Here is an 18,835-nt window from a genome sequence, read left to right as displayed (position 1 = left end):
ATGAAAATCAGACCGCCGTGGCTGGTGTCGTCGGCACATCGCGCCGCGCGAAGACAAACACTGCCGCGAGGAGCAACGCCGCGCTCACAACGTAGACCACGCCGCCGAACGCGATCGCTTCGCTCATGTTGTCGATGTCGCGGGCATGGCGGCCGTATTTCGTCGCGAGGCCCACCGCGATCGGTCCAAGCGCACCGCCGCCCCAGCCCACGGTATTCATGATGCCCGCCGCGGTCGCGCGCGCGCGCGGCTCGACCACGTCGTAGAGCGCGGCAAAGATGTTCGCATCGTAGAGTCCCTTGCAGAGGCCGAAGATCGTCATCGCCACGAGCAGCGTGCGCACGTCCGTGGTCAATCCCACGAGCGCCACGAAACCCGCGCCGACAACCAGACCGATCGCCTGCACGAGAATGCGGCCGCCGGCGAAACGTCGCGCGAGCTTGTCGGCCAGCCAGCCTCCGACCGGCACGCTCAACGCGCTGGCGAGGTGAATGAACACCGACCCCGACAGACCCGCCGTCGTGAGACGGAAGTGAAATTTCTCCGTGAGAAACGTCGGCGTCCAAGTGAGGAAGACCGTCGCGACGAGATTCGCGCCGAGGAACGCCAGCATCAGCAGCACCGCGGTCGGCTTGCGGAAAATCCCCGCCAGCGTCTCGCGCACGCCCATCGGTGCCGGCGGCACCTCCGTCGCGGGCCCTGCGGATTTGTCACTTATTAAGTGACAACCGCCCGGGGTCGCCGCGGAGACGTCGGCCTCGCCGCGCGCCGGTTCGCGCAGGAAACGCCAGAGCACGAGCGCGAGCGCGACGCCAGCCGCTCCGAAGAAATAAAAACCGACGCGCCAGCCCATCTCCTCGGCGAACCACGCGCCGAGCCAGCTGCCGCCGATCGTGCCGGCATAGACGCTCGACTGGTGCAGCGACATCGCGCGCGACCGCGTGGTGCGATCGTGGTAGTCGCTGACCAGCGACATCGTCGCCGGAAAATAAAAGGTTTCACCGAACCCTTCGAGCGCGCGCACGGTGACGAATTGCCAGAATTGCGTGCACGCACCCGTGAAGACCGTCACGCCGCTCCAGAAGACGCAGCCGCCGAGGATGAGCATCTTGCGCGACATGCGGTCGGCGATGAGTCCGGCCAGCGGCGCGCCGGCCGCGTAGACCCACGCGAACGCCGAGCCGATGATCCCGAGTTGCACCGCGTCGAAGCCGAACTCGGCTTTCAGGCGCGGGAAAACCGAGAAGATCGCCTGCCGGTCCGCGTAGTTGAAAAAGCAGACGAACCACAGCATGCCCACGACCGCCCACTTGTAGTTTCGGTGCGCGGGCATGGACGTCAGGGCTGCGGCGGCTGCGCTGCGGGCCAGGCCGTGAGCAGCTGCTCCATCTCGGCGCGCGTGACCGCCACGATGCAGCCGTGGCGCGCATGCGCGGGCATCCGGATGCGCTCGCTCACATCCTCCCAATGCTGCAAATCGCGCGACCGCACCAGGCCAATGGCGTCGAGCCGGTGCTTGTCGAAATAGACGCGATACTCGCCGCCCACCTTGATCGCGGTCGGGCCCTCGGCCCAATAATTGCCGGTCAACGCCGGCGACGCCTCGCTCCACGGGCCCTCGGCGGTCTCGCCGCGGATCATCCGGATGTTCTTCTCGGTTTTCGGCTGCACGGTCTCGTTCTTCACGAACATCAGCCAGTGCCCGTCGTCGTCGCGCAGCAGGTTCGCGTCGATGACGTTGAAACCGCCGTCGTAGAGCAGGCGCGTCGGCTCGAACGTCATGAAGTCCTTCGTCGTCGTCGCGTAGATGCGGTGATTGCGCTCGGGCTTCGTGTTCGAGAGCTCTGTCTCGCGGAATTTTCCGAGGATCGTCGTCGACCAGAAGATCAGGTAGCGCTGGCGGGCATCGTCCCAGACGATCTCGGGCGCCCAGCAATTCTGCGCCCGCGGCTCGTGCGCCATCACCGGCAGAGTTTTCTGCTCGGACCAATGCACGAGATCCTTCGACGACGTGTAGCCGATGTCGCGTCCGGTCCAGCCGGTCGTCCACACGAGGTGCCACGTGCCGTCCGGACCGCGATAGAGACACGGATCGCGCATCAGTTTCTTCTCGCCGGCACCGGCGGTCGGCGTGAGGAGCGGCTTGCCGCCGTTCAGCATCTCGAAGGCGAAGCCGTCGCGGCTCCACGCGAGCCGGAAGCCCTCGGTCTCCTTGTCGTGGTAGAAATACGCGAACAGGTAGCATGTCGCGGGCAACGCCGGCTCGGCCGCGCGCAGCGGCGCGAAAAGCGCGACGATCAAAACGACCCACGCGGGGCAAATGCCAACGCTGCGGCGGCTCATGATCCTTCGAGCAAGAGTTCGAGTTTCACGGGCTGGCCGTCCGCTCCGATGCGGCGGACGCGCACGGCCATGCCGGGTTTGCCGGGCAACGGCACCTTGCGGCCTTGCGCGTCGACGAAGTGGTAATTGTCCAGCTTCCGGGTCACGAACTCGCCCGGCACCGGCGTGATCGTCATCGCCCACGTGTCGATGACTTCCACGACGTAACGCTGGCCGTCGGCGACGCCGTTCTTGTAGAGCTTGAACTCCCACTCGGTCGGCTGCGCGCGGCCAAAGTAAGTGAGGTAATACGTCGCGGGCACGCCGCCGGTGTTCGGATCCTGCCACTTGTCGATCGGGTCAATGCCCTGCGCCGGGCCTTCCTCGAGAATCTTCCGCAGGAACGCCAACCGCGGCGCGCTTTGGCCCTTCAACACACCGCCGAAGGATGTCCACGTGTCCTCGTTCTCGAGGAAGTAATCGCCGTGCCCGACGTAAGTCCCCGCGACCGTGCCGCACCAGAAACGGTGCACCATTTCCTCGCCGCTGAGCTGTCCCCAGCGATACGGGCTGCGCCCCTCGTATTTCACCTCATCGTAGACGACCGGCTTGCGCCACACGCCGCGATACATCTCGGCCCGACCGGGCTCCTCGACGGCCGCGCCGTTCTGGATGGAAGCGTGCGTGACCCAGGCCTTGTTGTTGTCGTAGAGCGCGGCGCCGTTGTGGATCGAGCGGAGATGGCCGTAGGGATCGCAGGCCTGGACGAGCGCACCGAGGCGATCCCAATCCGCTTCGGTCTTCGTGCGGAGGAAATCGTATTCGTTCGCGAGCGACCACCAGACGTTGCGGAACGCGCCGAAGCGCGCGACGACGTAGCGCACGAAGCGCTCGTCCGCGGCGGCGTCCATCGTCTCGAAGCCCCATTTGCCATACGGGTTGAAGAGAATCACGTCCGCCTCCACGCCGAGGTCGCGCAGCTGCGCGATCCGCATTTCGAAGTGGCGGAAATAGTCCGGGTTGAACCGCGCGTAGTCCCAGCCGTGCGGCGGCGTGCCGGCGAACGGCCAGCGCGGCGGCGCGAACTTGCCCTGAAACGGATTCGGCTGCGGCGTGAGCAGCATGCGGGCCTTGTTGAACGGCGCGGCCGCCAGCGTGCGCAGCGTTTCTTCCTGCACCGCCTCGGGCGTGTCGGTCCAGTTGTAGATCGTGGTGCCGATCTGCTTGAACGGCGTCCCGTCCGCGTAGGCGAAATGGAACGTGTGGACCACGCGCACCGGGCCATGGTTGCCCTTCGCCGGCGCCGTCGCGGTGAACACGCCGAGCTTGCCGGTCAGCGGCCAGCGATTGCTCTTCGTTTCGTAGCGCCACTCGCCAACCGCGCCCGGCATGAAGCGCACCTTGTAGACGCCGTCGCCGTCGTAGAAGCCAGGCACTTCGAGCGTCGTCGCGCCGTTCGTGAACACCGCGCTGACGCGCACATCGACGAAGGGATTTGCCTCATCGGGGCCTTTCAGCTCGAGCTCGAACACACCCCATTTCTCGACGGTGGCGGGCGCAGCCGCAAACGAGGGCCGCGCGACAGCCAGCAGAAGGGCGAACGCTAGAGCGAACGAACGAGTCAGTTTCATGGGGAAATGGGATCAGGGCTGCACGTCGCCGGCCTCGGGCAAACCCGTGAGGATCGCCTTGCCAGGGAACTTGGTGCGATACTCGGCGGCCATCGCGGCGATCGAGGCGGCGCTCGGACGTCCGCTTTTCCACAGGCGCAGATGCTGCCGCGGCGCGAGGTCCGTGCCGCCGTGCGGCGCGAATTCGTCGCCCTTCGCCGTGCGGAACCAGTAGGTGAGATCGATCACGTCGACGACCGCCGCGCGCTTCGCCTCCGCGAGGATCGCATCCTGCACGTCCTTGCACGCGCTGAGTGCGATGAGCGGGTGTCGCCCCGTCTCGGCCTCCCACTCGGCCACGACATCGAGCCAGAACTGCATGAAGGACAGCGGCCCGCTGTTCTCCGCGCTGAGCGTGTGGATGACGTTCGGCTCGTCCGCGAGATTGGCGAGACATTGCCGGATGTAGGCGCGGTGCAGCGCGCGATACGCCGGGTCGGACAAGTCGTAGAACTCTGCGGCCATCTTCACCGTGTCGCCATCGAACGGCGGCGGCTCGGTGAAGCGCGTGCCGTTGACGTTGTTTGTCGGACGCCACGGCGAATCCACCCAATGCGCGCCCGCCTCGATGATGTTGTGCTGAAAATACATCTCGTTCACGAGCACGAGCCCCTTCTGGCGCGCGAGCGCGGCGAACTCCCGCAGGCGCGCGAAATACCAAGCGTTGTATTTCGTGAGATCGTAGCGGCTGAGCCCGTCCCACGCGCGCCCCTGCCCGCTGCGCGCGAACGGTTGCTCGAAGAACGGCGGCCACACGTCGCCGTCCGGCCGGCGCATACGTTCGTGGTCCATCCGGCGTCGCTCATACCACAATCCGTAGTGATGCCGCAGCACGACCTGCTTCTGCGCCACCATCGCATCGGTCAACTGGTCGAGATCGTCGGTAAGGAACGCGCCATGCATGCCCGGCGCGAAACGCGTGATCGCCGGCTTCGTCGGCTCGGCGCCGGCATAGAGATATCCGCGCCACCACGAGATGTCCTCCTCGCGTCCGCTCAGCCGCGCGCCGCCGACCGTGAGCACGCCGTTCGCGAGCGCCAGCGGCTTGCCCGGCGCGCGCGGTTTCGGCGCAATGCGCGCGGCAAGATCAGTGACCGCCCCCTCGATATGCGGCGCATTGTCGATCGTGTGGCGCCGCGGCAGCAACGCATCAAGTGCGGCGGTGCCACTTCGGGCGGCAAGTTGCGCGCGATACAGGCTCTCGGGTTTAATGAACTCGTTAACCTCACTCCAGTAACCGTCGCCCACGAATTGCCCCCACACGCCGTCGGCCCAGTTCTGCGCGGTCGGCGGCTGACGGCAGATCACGACCGGCGCGGAGCACTGCCACAGCATCGAATTCGCCGCGGCCCAACCGACGCCCTGGTTCCATGTCTCGCGGTTGTTCAATTCCAGCGTGCCGCCATCGAGCGTGACGTTGTCGAACAGGAGGCCCGACGCCCAGCTGCCCACCGAGCCGCTGAAACCCGTGCTGCGCTCGGCGCGGCACTCGAGAAACACATTCGGCCCGCCGGTCAGATAACCGACCGTGAAGTCGTTGCGCCCGTCCTCCGCGCGGCAACGTAGGAACAGCGTCTGCTCGCCGCTCGTGTGGAAAGTGTGCCGACGATAGCCGCCGAGCTCCGAAACTGGCGCGACCGACGCGCAGTCCTGCACCGTCACCCGCCGGCAGCCCGCACCGACATTGAAGACCGTGCCCGCAAAATGCGCCGCCGTGATCTCCGCCACCCAGCCGTCCTCGACGTGCTCGAAGAACACCGCTTCCCACGCGTGCTGCTCGTCGAGCGGATTCGCCGCATCGTAGACCGACTCGCAGCGCAAATTCTCCACGCCGACATGGCGCAACCGGCCGCTCGCCTTGATCGCCGCCAGCTTGCCGCCGCCGAACTTCGCCTCGAGCGCCGTCGTGAGCGGCGCATCGAGCGTGACGACATTGCCCTCGATCGCTGCGATCGTGCGCGTCCACCGCAGCGTCATCGCCGCCGGCTTCCACGCGAATTGCTGCCGCCCCGGTGCCACATCCATGCCGAGTTCGTGCGACCACTCCTTCGTCGTCGGCCGCGTGATCGCAACCGTCTCGCCCACGCCCAGACCGCTCGCGTCGCTGAGCGTCAGCCGCGTCGCGCCGACCGGCACGCGCGCGTCCGTGACCGCCCGCGCCGAGCCAAAATCTTCCTTCGCCACGCCGCGCGCCGCGATCAGTGCGCCGCGCTCGGTTCCGGCCGCAACCAGCACGGTCTTTTCACCCGCGCCGCGCAGCACGACGCCGCTCGCTTGGATCCGGAGCCGCCCGGCCAATTCGTAGCGGCCCGGCAGCAGTTGCACCGCGCCGCGAAAACCTTGCGCATCGGCCGGCCGGTCCGCGACGAAGTCCAACGCCGCCTGAATGCGCGCAGTCGCATCGCCCGCCGCCGGCGCCACCACAATCGCCGCCGGCACCAGCGGCAGCGCCACGCCGCCACCCGCATAGCCGGCCGTCGAAAAATCCGGCACGCGATCGCCATTCGCGTCGGCGACATATTCCACCTTGCCGCTCGCCGCGCGCACGACCGGCGGACGCTGCACAGCGAACACGAGCGCGGGAGCCAGCGCGATCAGGGCGGCGAACGAAAGTCGGATTCTCATGGCTTGGGCAATTCCGCGGTAAGTCGGCTCACATTATCGGCGCGGGCGGCAAGTTTGCCATCCACGAACAGTCGGAAGCCGCGCGCCCCGAACCGGCTGCCGTCACGGTCCCATTCGATCGCGAGCTCGTGTCCGTGGTAGCGCACGCCTTCGAGGCGGAACCACGCCCACGCGTCCGCCGGCAGCAGCGGCGCGACTTCGATCATGTTGTCCGCCCTTGGTCGCAAGCCGATCACCTCCGCGATCAGCAGATCGGCGAAGGTCGAGTGGTTGTAGAAACGACTCCGCGGATTCGCGCCCATGATCCACTCGCCCGTTTTCTCGTCGAGATACTCGCCGACATAAGGCCTGCCGTCGTAGCGGTGGCAGTGCACATAGGCGCAAAACGCCGCAAAGAAATCGCGCACCGTGACGACGTCCTGCGGGTAATCGCGCAGCACGCGACCAAGCGCCGTCAACGTCTGCGATGTCGCGAACGGCCACACCGCGCCATCCCACTCACACGTCCGAATGCCGCGCGTGCGGAACGTCGGATCGCGCCGCTCGGCCGTCGTGATGCCTACCGGCGCCTTGAAACCGCCCTCATCGAGGAGCTGCTTCCAGGCGATCTCGTAGCCGTGCCCGCTTTCCGGGAGACCAAAATACCACGGAATGAAACCGATCTGCTCGCGCACCGGGATTCGCTCGAGCTGCTCCGTGCGCGACGTGAAAAACGCGCGCTCCGGGTCCCACAGCGTGTCCTGCACGAATCGCCGCAACTGCGCGGCTTTCGCGGAAAATTCCTGCGCGAGTCCGTCGCGGCCCGCCGCGTGCGCAAGCGCCGCGATCGCGGTGGCATTGCCGAACATGTAGCTGCTGATCGTCGGACGGACATTCTGCACCTCGCGCCCGCCGCTGATGGATTCCTCCATCGCATCGCGCACATCGTATTGCCAGAAGAGTCCGTCAGGCCGGCCGTTCTCCTTTTCCCACGCGCGATAATCCGCCACCAAATCGTCGAGCAACGCCGTCGCGCCGCGTATGTCGCCCGTCGCGAGTGCGCGCTGCCACACGGAGAACGCGAGCCATTGCGAGTATCGGTGCAGGTGTGTCTGCGGCGCGCCGGCGTTGCCGCGCAGCCAATAAAGCAGGTAGTCGTCGGCGAACGTCGGATCGCGCAGCCACCGCAGTTCCATCAAGTGATGGCCCAACGCGCTGCTGATCGGCCGCGGCTTGGTGATGAACTCCGTGAACACCCAGCGCCCGCTCGCCGGGTCGCGTTTCAGGTGCTTGCGCAGCGACCACCAGCGAAACCAGTAGATCTCCTCGACCTCGGCGTCCGCACAGGTGAACGACGGGACATTCGCCCGCAGCCACGCCGCGGCCCCGGCATTCGGCACCGCGTTGACCACGCCCTCGTCCTCCATCGCGTTGAACCGCGCGACGTGCCGCGCGATCGCGTCGTCGCCGTCCGCCGCCCGCACGCCCACCCAACCCACGGCGCAAAGCGCGACGAGCAAAAGGGAGCGGGGTGACAGCAAGGGGAGCACAGCGGGGAACGACACCGGCAAAGACGCGCGGACGAGCGTCTCGATTTCGTCCGCGATGTCCAGACAGGTGCCACACGGCCTCAGGGCCGGAATCTGAACGCAGCATCCTAACGAAAGCCTCCGCGAATTACTCCCGGCGGCAGGAATATTTCTTTCGGAATCATAATGCACCCGCGCCCGCCCAGCCCGATGCCTTTTCCGCCGCCTCGGTGCGCCGCCTCTCCGACCACCGGCCAGCCAGCGATTAACGAAATCCTCCGTCGCCTCGCACGGCGCACCGTCATCGCGACCACACGCGTGCGCGTCTTTTTTTCCACGCCGGGAGCGGTCACGTTCCGCCATTGCCATCGCCAATTTCACGGTCACTGGATATCGGTGCCCGGCTCGCGCCATGAGTCGGCCCGTCTGCTCATGCGCCGTCACCACCCCTCCCGCTCCGCCTCCGCCGGCCCGCTGCGCGCCGCGCGACCCGGCCGGCTTTTCGCATGAACGACGCCCGGCCCATCACATTGCTCCAGCCCGCCCGGATCGCATTCGGCGCCGGCTGCACCGCGAACGCCGCGCTCGAGTTTTCCCGCGGGCAACATCGCCGCGCCGTTATCGTCACCACCGGCGCACTCGCGCCCGCCGCCGAGTCGCTCGCGGCCACTCTGCGCGGCGCCGACATCGTTGCGGAAATTTTCGTCGAACCGGCGACCGAGCCTACCGTCGCCAGCTGCGAGGACCTGCGGCGCCGCACCCGCGCCGCACAGCCTGACGTCGTCTACGCGCTCGGCGGCGGCAGCGTGCTCGACGTCGCGAAGCTCGCCGCCGCGCTGCACGATCGCGACGAACCGGTGGAAAATTTCTTCGGCAGCGGCCTCGTCCCGCCGCGACACACCGCCCTGGCCTGCCTCCCGACCACCGCCGGCACCGGCAGCGAGGTCTCTCCCAACGCTCTCCTCCTCGATGAATCCGCACAGGCCAAGAAGGCCGTCATCAGCCCGGTCCTCGTGCCCGACATCGCCATCGTCGATCCGGAGCTGATGCGCTCGCTCCCGCCGGCGCTTACGGCGACGACCGGCATCGACGCGCTCGCCCACTGTCTCGAAGCTTACGCGAGTCTCTCCGCCCATCCCGTCGTCGACCACTATGCGTTGGAAGGCGTGCGCCTGATCGCCGCGCATCTCCCGCGTGCCGTCGCCGACGGCAACGACATGGCCGCGCGCGCCGCGGTCGCGCTCGGCAGCCTTTACGGCGGCCTCTGCCTCGGTCCGGTCAACACGAACGGCGTGCACGCGCTCGCCTACCCGCTCGGCGGTGAACATCACCTGCCGCACGGCCTGTCCATCGCACTGCTGCTGCCGCACGTCGTCGCGTTCAACTGCTCCGCGCTGCCCGAACGGCACGCGGCGCTCGCCCGCGCGCTCGGCGCGCCCGACCGCACCGACGCCGCGTCGACCGCCGCCCAATTACCCGAGCGCCTCCACGCGCTGCTCGCCGCGTGCCGCGTGCCGCTGGGCCTCCAGCGCCACGACATTCCCCGCCACCGTCTCACGCACCTCGCGGAGGCCGGATTGCTCGTCACGCGTCTGCTGAAGAACAATCCGCGTCCCGTTTCGCGCGCCGACGCCATCGCCATCTACGAAGCCGCCTACTACGCATGAAGACCTTTCCTCACGACGGTGTCATCGTCCCGTTGGTCACTCCGGCCACCGCGGACGGTCGCCTCGACGAATTCGGCGCCGAGCGTCTCGTCGCCCACGTCGCCGGCCACGGCTGCGGCCTGCTCATCGCCGGCACGACCGGCGAAGTCGCCTCGCTGCCCGACGCCGTGCGTCGCCGCTTCGTCGAGATCGCCGTGCGCGTCTCCGCCGGCCGCGTCCCCGTGCTCGCGTGCGTCGCGCACAACTGCCTCGCGGACAGTGTCGCCCTCGCACGCGAACACCTCCGCATCGGCGCCGACGCCGTCGTCGGCATGCTGCCCAACTACTTCAAACTCGAGCCCGCCGAGATGCAGCGCTACTTCGAGCAACTCGCCGCCGCGACGCCCGGTCCGCTTTATCTCTACAACATTCCCGCGACCGTCGGCATGTCGATCCCGCTCGATGTTTTCGCCGCGCTCTCCGCGCGCGAAAACATCGTCGGCCTGAAGGACTCCGAGGCCACGCCCGGCCGCAAGGAGGCGCTCGCCGAGCGCTTCGCGGGGCGCGCCGACTTCGCCCTCTTCATGGGCGCCGCCGCGCACAGCACCGCCGCGTTGCGGATCGGTTTTCGGGGCTTCGTGCCCAGCTCCGGCAACCTCCGTCCCGATCTCGCCGCCCAACTCTTCGCCGCGGCGCGCGCCGGCGACTGGCCCCGGGCGGAGCAACTGCAGCGCGACTCGGATGCGGTCACCGCCGTCTATCAGAAAGGCCGCACGCTCGGCCAATCCCTCGCCGCGTTGAAGGCGGCGTTGGACTTGCAGGGCATCTGCGGCTCCGCGATGTTCTCTCCGCTCGCCCCTCTTTCCTCCGCGGCCCGCACCGGCCTGCGCGCCGAACTCGACTCCCTCTCCTGCCCGCCATGCCCCGCCTGCCGCTGATCGTCATCGCCGACGACCTTACCGGCGCCGCCGAACTCGCGGCGCTGGCCCACCAAGCCGGCCTGCGCGCCGTGGTGCTCACCGAGCCGCCGCGCCGCGCCGTCCCGGCCGACGTCATCGTGTGCGACAGCGGCACGCGCCTCGCCTCTCCCGCCGCCGCCGCCCGCGCCGTCAAGCTGCTGGCCCGTCGCCTGCGCGCCATCCCGAACGGCGGCATCTTCAAGAAAGTCGACTCTGTCCTCCGCGGCAACGTCATGGTCGAGATCGAGGCCTGCATGGAAGTGTTCGGGCTCGAGCGCACGCTGCTCGTGCCGTGCAATCCGTCGCTCGGCCGCAGTATCAACAACGGCCGCTACTACATCGCCGGCGTGCCGCTGCACAAAACGCCCTTCGCCCGCGAGCCGCATCATCCGCGCAAAACTTGCCTCGTCGACCGCCTCCTCGCGGACGGCACCTCCGCCGTGAAGTGCCACCACCCCGCCGAGGAGTTGCCACGCGCCGGCGTGAGCGTGGGCGAGGCCAGCAGCCCCGCCGATGTCGCACTCTGGGCCTCGCGCCTCGACGCCGGGACCTTCCCCGCTGGCGGCGCGGATTTCTTCCGCATGTGGCTCCAGCATCTGCGCGTGGGCAAGCGCATCGCGCCCGCCCCGCCGCCGCGCATGCGGGCGACACTCATGCTGAGTGGCACCGCGACCCCGACCGATCCGGTCACGCCGCTGCCGGGTCCCGCCCTCGCGCTCGATCCCGTCAAGCTGCCGAAGCCCGGCCCGCTCGCCGCCGCCGCGTTCGCCCACTTGCGCGCCGGCAAAATGGTATCCGTCTTCATCCAGGCCAAGCCCAAGGGCGGCAAAGGCTCCTCGCCGGCCATCAACCGGATCTTCCTCCACCTCATCCGCCGCCTCCGCCCCACGAAAGCGTTCGACCACGTGCTCATCGCCGGCGGCACCACCACCGCGCTCGTGCTCGAATCGCTCGACTGGCACCGTCTCGAAGTCGTCCACGTCTGGGGCCCGGGCGTCGTGACGCTGCGCCCCATCGAGGCGCCCGCGATTCTCGTGACGACGAAACCGGGCAGTTACCAATGGCCGGTCAATCTGCGCCGGCATTTCTCCGCCCCCGTGGAGCTCGCCGCCGGATGACCTCCACCCCGCTCATCGCACTGACCCTCGGCGATCCCGCCGGCACCGGCCCGGAGCTGATTCTCAAGGCCCTCGCGCAACCCGATGTCCGCGCGCTCGGCCCGCTGCTCGTCATCGGCGACGCCGCCGTCCTCGCGCGCGCGCAACGCTACACCGGCACGACGTTGCCGATCCGCACCGTCAAAAAAGCGGCCGACGCCCCCGCCTTTGCCGCCGACGGCATCGCGGTGCTCGACCTCGCCAACATCGACGCCGCGCGCCACCAGCTCGGCCGCGTCGACCCGATGTGCGGTCAGGCCGCCTACGAATCCATCCAGCGCGCCACCGAACTCGCGCTCGCCGGCGACGTCGGCGCGATCGTCACTTCAGCGATCAACAAGGCCGCGCTCAACGCCGCCGGCCACCACTTCGACGGCCACACCGGCCTGCTCGCGCATCTGTGCGGCGCACCCGGCGCCACCATGATGCTCGTCGCCGACACGCTGCGCGTCAGCCATGTCTCGACCCACGTATCGCTGCGCCAGGCCATCGATCGCGTCCGCCCCGAGCGCATCGTGAAAGTCCTCCAGCTCACGCACGACGCCGTGCGCCGCCTCGGCATCGCCCAACCGCGCCTTGCCGTCGCCGGCCTCAATCCGCACGCCGGCGAAGGCGGCCTCTTCGGCGACGAGGAGGAAAAATTCATCGCCCCCGCCATCGCGCAGGCGCGCGCCCTCGGCCTCGATGCGCACGGGCCGTTCGCGGGCGACACGGTTTTCTTCCGCACGCTCCAGCGCGAGTTCGACGCCGCCGTGGCGATGTATCACGATCAAGGCCACGTCGCCGCCAAGATGCTCGGCATCTGGCGCGGCGTGAACGTCACGCTCGGCCTCCCGATCGTCCGCACCTCCGTCGAGCACGGCACGGATTTCGCCAACGCCGGCACCGGCCGCGGCGATCCGCGCAGTCTTGTCGAAGCGATCAAGCTCGCCGCCAGCATGGCGCGCAACCGCACGCCCGCCGCCGCATGATGCCACGCTGGCTAAGCTTCCTCTGCCTGCCCGCCGCGCTGGCCGCCGCGCCGTCCGCACCGCCGTTCGTTTTCACCGGCACCGAACGCGCCGACTCCACCTCCGACGGCGGCCTGCGCCCGGTCGCCGGCGTGCAGAACATTCAAGTCTATCGCGCCAATCGCACCCACCCCGCCAACGCAGACAAACTCGGCCACACCTATTTTCACCAGCCGATGCTCGCGTGGTGGCGCGGCAAGTTCTACCTCGAGTTTCTCAGCAATCCCGTCGGCGAGCACCAGGGCGCAGGCTCGACGTGGCTCACCAGTTCCGCCGACGGCGTGGCGTGGGACGCGCCGCGCGTGATCTTCCCGCCGTTCGCGCTGCCCGACGGCACGTCGACCCTCGCGCACCAGCGCATGGGTTTCTACGTCGCGCCCGCCGGCCAGCTGCTTGCCCTCGCGTTCTACGGGAAGCTGCCCGAACCGAATGACGGCACCGGCCTCGGCCGCGCCGTGCGCGAGCTGCACGAGGACGGTTCGCTCGGGCCGATCTACTTCATCCGCTTCAACGCGAAGCAGCCGTTCGCGAACTTTACGCCGCCCTACCCGCTCTACACGGCGTCGCCGGCCCGCAGCTTCGTCGCCGCGTGCGACGCGCTGCTCGCGAACAAACTCATGACCGGCCAGTGGTGGGAAGAGGACCAGCTCGACGAGAGCGGCTTCTACACCATCCGCGGCAAGGCGATGTCCTCCGTCCACCGCCCCGACGGTGCCGTCCTCGGCGTCTGGAAGAACGCGCTCGTCGCCCTCTCGCGCGACGAGGGCCGCACCTGGACGGAAAAGCAATTCGGCACTAACCTGCCCAACAACACCTCGAAATACGCGCTAGCGCGCACTGGCGACGACCGCTTCGCGCTGTTCCTCAATCCGACCAACCGGCTGCGCTTCCCGCTCGCGGTGATGACCAGCGACGACGCCGAGCATTTTTCCCAGCTGCTGACCGTCCACGGCGAGACGCCCGACCAGCGCTTCGCGGGCAATTTCAAGAACCTCGGTCCACAATACGTCCGCGCCATCGCGGAGGGCAATGGCACGCCGCCCGACCACGCGCAGGCGACGTGGGTCACCTACAGCGTCAACAAGGAGGACATCTGGGTCGCGCGTGTGCCCACCCCGATCACCGGCCGGGTTACCGGCGCCGTGCACGATGATTTCGAAAGCGACGCCGTCGGCACACTGCCCGCCGGGTGGAATGTCTACAGCCCGCTCTGGGCGCCGGTGCGCGTCGTCGATGCCCCTGTGGGAGCTCGCTCGCTCGCGACAGCTTCAAGTGTCGATTCGCGAGCAAACGCACTCCCGCACTCCCAGTCGAACCACGCGCTCGAGCTGCGCGACGAGGATCCCTACGACTACGCGCGCGCCACGCGCATCTTCCCCGAGACGCACGGCTTGAAAGCCGCGTTCAAGGTTCTGCCGCGCCAGACCAACGCGCGCCTCGAGATCGAACTCACCGACGCCCGTGGCAACCGTCAGCTGTTCCTCGCACTCGGCGAAGACGGTCGCGTCTGGGTTTCGCACGAGGGCGTGTGGACCGACAACGGCGCCTACCGCGTCGGTGAATGGCTTGCGTTCGTCTACGACGCCTCGCCCAAATCCACCTCCGACCGCGGCGATCTTTTTCTCAACGGTCAATCGGCCACGCCGCGCGCGATCGGTCCGACCGAGGCGACGACGACGGTCGAGCGACTCACCTTCCGCACCGGCCCGGCGCGCCCGCGGCCCTTCGGCGGCCGCGACCTTGCTGGTGCCGACGAGAAAACGCCCGCCACTTCCTTTTTGATCGACGATGTCACGCTCACACCGGTGGCGTCGCCGTAGCTTTCGCTGTTCGTCACTTTCCCCATGAATTCCCTCCGCTGGCTGGATCTCGCGGTCATTGCCGTCTACATGCTCGGCATGATCGCGCTCGGCCTGCGCTACAGCCGCCGGCAGAAGACGACCGAGGATTACTTCGTGGCCGGGCGCTCGATTCCGGCGTGGGCGATGGGCGTGTCGATCTTCGCCACGCTGATCAGCAGCATCACGTTCATCGCCTATCCGGGCGGCGCGTTCGGCGGCAACTGGGCCGAGCTCGTGCCCGGCTTCATGGTGGTCGTCGTTCTGGTGCTCGTGGGCTCGATCATCATTCCGTTTTTCCGCGAGGTCGTCCGCATGAGCGCGTTCGAGTATTTCGAAAAGCGCTTCGGCTACAGCGTGCGGCTCTACACCTCCCTCGGTTTCACGCTCGGGCATTTTTCGAAGATGGGCTTCGTGTTCTACCTCGTCGCGCTGACGGTGCAGAGTCTCACTGGCTGGGACATGTCGCTCGTCATCGTCGCCTCGGGCGTCGTCACGGTAATCTACACCTACGCGGGCGGCCTCGAAGCAGTCATCTGGACCGACGTCGCGCAGGGTTTCATCATGTGGTTCGGCATCGCGATCAGCCTCGGCACGCTGCTCGTGCTGATGCCGGGCGGCGCCGCGGCGGGTTTTCAGCTCGCGTGGGAAAACCACAAGTTCGACCTCGGCACATTGAAATTCGACCTCACCGGCAAGAGCTTCTGGGTCATGGCCGCCTACGGCTTCTTCTGGTATCTGCAAAAATACACTGCCGACCAAACGATCATCCAGCGCTACCTCGTGGCGAAGGACGACCGCTCGGCCATCCGCGGCGTCGCCCTCGGGGCGCTCCTCTGCATCCCGGTGTGGGCGCTCTTCCTTCTCATCGGGACGCTCACCTGGAGCTATTATCAACTGTCTGGCGAAGTCCTGCCGCCGCACATCGTGAAGCCCGACCAGTTCTATCCGCACTTCCTCACCACGCACGTGCCGGCCGGTTTCGCCGGCGTGATCATGGCGTCGCTCTTCGCCGCCGCCATGTCGACGATCTCGTCCGACCTCAATTGCTTCGCCGTCGTCGGCGTGGAGGATTTCTACACGAAGCTCCGACAAAACTCCACGGACCGCGAACGCCTTTTCATGGGCCGCGTGATCGTCGCCGTCGCCGGCGCGCTCTGCACCCTCGTCGCGCTCTGGCTGGCGAGCACCAAGGGCACGGCGCTTTCGCTCTACTTCACCGCCACTTCCATCCTCGCCGGCGGTCTCTTCGGCGTGTTCGCCCTGGCCTTTCTCAGCACCCGCGCGCATCTCCGCGGCCTCTGGGTGGGCATCGCGGCGTGCATCCTCTTCACCGCCTACGCGACATTCACCTCCGGCAAGGCGCCCGTCCTCGACCTCGGCACGTGGAACTTCAAGCTCAACGGTGTGCTCATCGGCGTCATCGGCCATCTCCTCGTGGTCGTGATCGGCTACGTCGGCAGCCTCGTCATTCCCGGCCCGCGCGCCCCGGCCGGCCTGACGATCTGGGGCTGGCGCGCACAGCGCCTCGCAGCGACAACCGCTTCCTGATCATGCGTGCGTGGCTCTTTCTTGCTGTCTTCCTCCCGTTTCTCGCGGCCCAAGCCGCGATCGAGATCCCCTCCGACGCCTCGCCGCGCGTGCGCTACGGCGCCGAGCGACTTGAGCACGCGCTCCCGTCTCCCGCACCGCACGTCGTCTTGACCAAGGACATTTCGCTGCGTGGCCTGCTCCAGCCCGAGGGCTTCCAGATCACTAAGTCAGCCGGCGGAACCATCGTCGTCTCCGCCCTCGACGACTCCGGCCTGCTCTACGGCTGCCTCGAGCTCGCGGACCGCCTCAAGTCCGGCCAGCCGCTTCCCTCCCGCTTCACCGACGCCCCGCAATTCGTCCTGCGCGGCCCGTGCATCGGCATGCAGAAGACCTACCTGCTGCCGGGCCGGAAGGTCTACGAGTATCCCTACACGCCCGAGGAATTCCCGTTCTTCTACGACAAGGCCACCTGGACCGAATACCTCGACTACCTCGCGAGCCTGCGGATGAACACGCTCTACCTCTGGAACGGCCATCCCTTCGCCTCGCTCGTCAAGCTGCCCGATTACCCCGAGGCACTCGAGGTCTCGCCCGAGACCTTCGCGCGCAACGTCGAGATGTTCCGCTGGCTCGCCGCCGAGTGCGACCGCCGCGGCATCTGGCTCGTCCAGCAATTCTACAGCATCATCATCTCCAAGCCCCTCGCGGAGAAACACGGCCTCTCCACCCAGCTGCACGCGTGGAACGACCTCGCCGCCGACTATACGCGCAAATCGATCGCCGCCTTCGTTTGCGAGTATCCCAACGTCGGCCTCATGCCTTGCCTCGGCGAAGCGTTGCAGGAACAAGCCACGCAAACGCGCTGGATGACCGAGGTGATCCTCCCGGGCGTAAAGGACGGCATGGCCGCCGCCGGCCTGACCCGCGAGCCGCCCGTCATCATGCGCACCCACGCGACCGATGCCACCAAGGTCATGCCCGAGGCCTTGAAGGTCTACCGCAACCTCTACACCGAGGCGAAATTCAACGGCGAATCGCTCACCACGTGGGAGCCGCGCGGCGTCCGCCAGCAGCTCCACCTGGCGATGAGCCGCCTCGGCTCCACCCACATCGCCAACGTCCACATCCTCGCCAACCTCGAGCCCTTCCGCTACGGCAACGTCGAGTTCATCCAGAAATCCGTCGTCGCCATGCGCGACCGCCTCGGCGCCCACGGCCTGCACCTCTACCCGCTGTTCTACTGGGACTGGCCCGTCTCGCCCGACATCACCCCGACGCCGCTGAAGCAATGGGAGCGCGACTGGATCTGGTTCGAGGCGTGGGCGCGTTACGCGTGGAATCCCGACCGCCCCGCCGCTGGCGAGCGCGCCTACTGGATCGGGCGCCTCGCCGAGCGCTACGGCGAGGCGGCCGCGCCGCACATCCTCGACGCCTACAACGCCGCCGGCGAGTGCGCGCCGCGCATCCTGCGCCGCTTCGGCATCACCGAGGGCAACCGCCAGACCATGTCGCTCGGCATGACGCTCGACCAACTCGTGCGCCCCGAGAAATACCGCGAGTTCCCAGAACTCTGGGAATCGCAATCGCCCCCGGGCGAGCGTCTGAAGGAGTTCGCCGAACGCGAGGCCAAGGGCCTTCCGCACGAGGGCGAAACGCCGCTCTCGATCAATGCCGAAGTCCTCGACTTCTCCGCCCGCGCCCTCGCCGCCATCGATGCCGCCGCTCCGCTCGTGACCGCCAACCGCGATGAGTTCGAGCGCCTGCGCAACGACGTCCGCTGCATCCGCGCGCTCTCGCAAAGCTACACTGCGAAAACCACCGCAGCACTCGAAGTCCTGCGTTATCAGCAAACCAAAGACATCGCGCACATGCGGACCGCCGAAGGTGAACTAGCTGCGAGCCTGGATCATTATCGCACCCTCGCCGCACTCACCAAGGACACCTACAAGGCCGCCAACTCGATGCAGACCAGCCAGCGCCGCGTCCCGCTCCCCGGCGGTGTCGGCGGCCACGCCGCGAACTATCACTGGACGCAACTTCTGCCGGTCTACGAAAAGGAACTCGCCGATTTCCGCGCCCAAGTCGCCGCGCTCGAGCATCAGGCGTCCGGCCGCACCCACGCACCGTTCCCCGCCGCGGACTTCAAGCTGCTCACGCCCGGTCTCGAAACCTTCACCGCCCAGGTCGGCAACACGGCCTTCAGCGACTCGGAGGCGGTCATCAAGTCCCTCGCACCCGAACTCGAAGGATTGCAGGGTATCAAGCTCTCGCTCGCCGCCACGCGCGCCCCGGCTCCGTTGAAGATCCAGTTCTCTTGCGCGAAACCCGTGCGCGTCCTCGTCGGCTACTTCCAGGCGAGCGGCCCCGAGTGGCGCAAGCCGCCCGAACTCGAGACCGACGCCACCGCCGGCGAGCGCGGCGGCGTCGAGGCGCTGCTGACACACGCCGTCGAGTTCGACTCGTTGCCAGCCTTGAACGTCCACGCCTTCGACTACCCGGCCGGCACCCACACGCTCGATGTGCGCGGCACCGGCGCCTTCGCCATCCTCGGCATCGTCCAACCCTAG

12 protein-coding genes are annotated in these 18,835 nt (G+C 67.6%); 7 read left to right on the top strand and 5 right to left on the bottom strand.

Annotated features, from left to right (window positions below):
- Positions 1-7 precede the first annotated feature (7 nt).
- The 5 genes from KF715_00120 to KF715_00100 are packed head-to-tail and all read right to left on the bottom strand — an operon-like array spanning position 8 to position 8,137.
- Positions 8-1,333, bottom strand: coding sequence for an MFS transporter (locus KF715_00120; GenBank protein ID MBX3735065.1), 1,326 nt, complete (start codon positions 1,331-1,333; stop codon positions 8-10).
- A gap of 5 nt (positions 1,334-1,338) precedes the next feature.
- The gene (locus tag KF715_00115) at positions 1,339-2,343 is read right to left on the bottom strand and encodes a glycoside hydrolase family 43 protein (protein MBX3735064.1); all 1,005 of its coding nucleotides are present in this window, start codon (positions 2,341-2,343) and stop codon (positions 1,339-1,341) included.
- Positions 2,340-3,953 (bottom strand): DUF5060 domain-containing protein, encoded by a 1,614-nt coding sequence (locus KF715_00110; GenBank protein MBX3735063.1) that lies wholly within the window; start codon positions 3,951-3,953, stop codon positions 2,340-2,342. Before KF715_00110 ends, KF715_00115 begins: the two co-directional genes overlap by 4 nt.
- Before the next feature lie 12 nt (positions 3,954-3,965).
- Positions 3,966-6,617, bottom strand: a complete 2,652-nt coding sequence (locus KF715_00105; protein MBX3735062.1) for a hypothetical protein — start codon at positions 6,615-6,617, stop codon at positions 3,966-3,968.
- The gene (locus tag KF715_00100; GenBank protein MBX3735061.1) at positions 6,614-8,137 is read right to left on the bottom strand and encodes a hypothetical protein; all 1,524 of its coding nucleotides are present in this window, start codon (positions 8,135-8,137) and stop codon (positions 6,614-6,616) included. The genes KF715_00105 and KF715_00100 overlap by 4 nt, the downstream gene beginning before the upstream one ends.
- Before the next feature lie 494 nt (positions 8,138-8,631).
- Here KF715_00100 and KF715_00095 point away from each other — a divergent pair, with 494 nt between their 5' ends.
- From KF715_00095 to KF715_00065, 7 genes are read left to right on the top strand one after another with little or no spacing between them, the layout of a single operon-like run.
- Positions 8,632-9,792: an iron-containing alcohol dehydrogenase gene (locus KF715_00095; GenBank protein MBX3735060.1), complete on the top strand. Its 1,161-nt coding sequence runs from the start codon at positions 8,632-8,634 to the stop codon at positions 9,790-9,792.
- Positions 9,789-10,709, top strand: coding sequence for a dihydrodipicolinate synthase family protein (locus tag KF715_00090; GenBank protein ID MBX3735059.1), 921 nt, complete (start codon positions 9,789-9,791; stop codon positions 10,707-10,709). Before KF715_00095 ends, KF715_00090 begins: the two co-directional genes overlap by 4 nt.
- Complete coding sequence (locus KF715_00085) at positions 10,691-11,848, top strand: four-carbon acid sugar kinase family protein (protein MBX3735058.1); 1,158 nt, start codon at positions 10,691-10,693, stop codon at positions 11,846-11,848. The genes KF715_00090 and KF715_00085 overlap by 19 nt, the downstream gene beginning before the upstream one ends.
- A complete protein-coding gene (gene pdxA, locus KF715_00080; GenBank protein ID MBX3735057.1) occupies positions 11,845-12,858 on the top strand; it encodes a 4-hydroxythreonine-4-phosphate dehydrogenase PdxA in 1,014 nt (337 codons plus the stop codon). Before KF715_00085 ends, pdxA begins: the two co-directional genes overlap by 4 nt.
- Positions 12,855-14,717: an exo-alpha-sialidase gene (locus KF715_00075; protein ID MBX3735056.1), complete on the top strand. Its 1,863-nt coding sequence runs from the start codon at positions 12,855-12,857 to the stop codon at positions 14,715-14,717. The genes pdxA and KF715_00075 overlap by 4 nt, the downstream gene beginning before the upstream one ends.
- A 24-nt stretch (positions 14,718-14,741) precedes the next feature.
- Entirely contained in the window at positions 14,742-16,286 is a 1,545-nt protein-coding gene (locus KF715_00070) for a sodium:solute symporter (protein MBX3735055.1), read from the top strand.
- A 2-nt stretch (positions 16,287-16,288) separates the two neighbouring features.
- Positions 16,289-18,835 (top strand): hypothetical protein, encoded by a 2,547-nt coding sequence (locus KF715_00065; GenBank protein ID MBX3735054.1) that lies wholly within the window; start codon positions 16,289-16,291, stop codon positions 18,833-18,835.

This window comes from Candidatus Didemnitutus sp., assembly GCA_019634575.1.
Classification (GTDB): Bacteria; Verrucomicrobiota; Verrucomicrobiia; order Opitutales; family Opitutaceae; genus Didemnitutus.
This window is presented reverse-complemented; position numbering and strand designations above follow the sequence as displayed.

Excerpts from the sequence above, each read along its gene's own strand:
- KF715_00120 (MBX3735065.1), bottom strand. The coding sequence starts at position 1,333 with ATGCCCGCGCACCGAAACTACAAGTGGGCGGTCGTGGGCATGCTGTGG.
- KF715_00115 (MBX3735064.1), bottom strand. The coding sequence starts at position 2,343 with ATGAGCCGCCGCAGCGTTGGCATTTGCCCCGCGTGGGTCGTTTTGATC.
- KF715_00110 (MBX3735063.1), bottom strand. The coding sequence starts at position 3,953 with ATGAAACTGACTCGTTCGTTCGCTCTAGCGTTCGCCCTTCTGCTGGCT.
- KF715_00105 (MBX3735062.1), bottom strand. The coding sequence starts at position 6,617 with ATGAGAATCCGACTTTCGTTCGCCGCCCTGATCGCGCTGGCTCCCGCG.
- KF715_00095 (MBX3735060.1), top strand. The coding sequence starts at position 8,632 with ATGAACGACGCCCGGCCCATCACATTGCTCCAGCCCGCCCGGATCGCA.
- KF715_00090 (MBX3735059.1), top strand. The coding sequence starts at position 9,789 with ATGAAGACCTTTCCTCACGACGGTGTCATCGTCCCGTTGGTCACTCCG.
- KF715_00085 (MBX3735058.1), top strand. The coding sequence starts at position 10,691 with ATGCCCCGCCTGCCGCTGATCGTCATCGCCGACGACCTTACCGGCGCC.
- pdxA (MBX3735057.1), top strand. The coding sequence starts at position 11,845 with ATGACCTCCACCCCGCTCATCGCACTGACCCTCGGCGATCCCGCCGGC.
- KF715_00075 (MBX3735056.1), top strand. The coding sequence starts at position 12,855 with ATGATGCCACGCTGGCTAAGCTTCCTCTGCCTGCCCGCCGCGCTGGCC.
- KF715_00070 (MBX3735055.1), top strand. The coding sequence starts at position 14,742 with ATGAATTCCCTCCGCTGGCTGGATCTCGCGGTCATTGCCGTCTACATG.
- KF715_00065 (MBX3735054.1), top strand. The coding sequence starts at position 16,289 with ATGCGTGCGTGGCTCTTTCTTGCTGTCTTCCTCCCGTTTCTCGCGGCC.